General features: G+C 37.5%; 1 protein-coding gene. It reads left to right on the top strand.

Annotated features, from left to right (window positions below):
- Positions 1-682 (top strand): alpha-isopropylmalate synthase regulatory domain-containing protein (locus tag Q0L68_RS08130; RefSeq protein ID WP_296701549.1); only part of this gene is annotated, 682 nt, incomplete at both ends.

The following is a 682-nucleotide window of genomic DNA, read 5'->3' as shown; positions in this document are numbered from 1 at the left end:
AAACTGCCGGTATCCATGCGGATGGAGATAATAAAAAGAATTTATATTTCAACGATTTGCTTCCGGAGAGATTTGGGAGACAAAGGAAATATGCTTTAGGAAAAACTTCGGGCAAAGCCAATATTCTAAAAAATTTGGAAGAGCTCGGTATTTCACTGGAAAAAGAGGAATTAACAAAAGTGACGCAGCGAATCATCGAGCTGGGTGATAAAAAAGAGCGTGTCACGACAGAAGATTTACCTTACATCATTTCCGATGTACTTCAGAATAATTCTATTGAAAAGAATATCCATATTGAAGGATATCACATGACTCATTCCAAAGGCTTGAAACCTACGGTTCAACTTCGAATGAAGATTCATGGAAAAATGTATGATGAGAGTGCAACAGGGGATGGTCAATACGATTCTTTTATGCGAGCCCTCAGGAAGATTTATAAATCTTTGAAAAAAGAGCTTCCAAAATTGATTGACTATCATGTTTCTATACCTCCAGGTGGGAAAACCGATGCATTTGTAGAGACGGTGATCACTTGGGATTATGGAAAAATATTCAAAACTAAAGGACTTGATCCTGATCAAACAGTGGCAGCGATGATGGCCACGGAAAAAATGCTGAACGTCGTCGAATCATTTAATCAAAATCCAACCCAAGAAGAATCCAAATTCTATGGAAATGAATA

Origin of the sequence: Algoriphagus sp. (assembly GCF_024642405.1) — a bacterium.
Taxonomy (GTDB): Bacteria; Bacteroidota; Bacteroidia; order Cytophagales; family Cyclobacteriaceae; genus Algoriphagus.
This window is presented reverse-complemented; position numbering and strand designations above follow the sequence as displayed.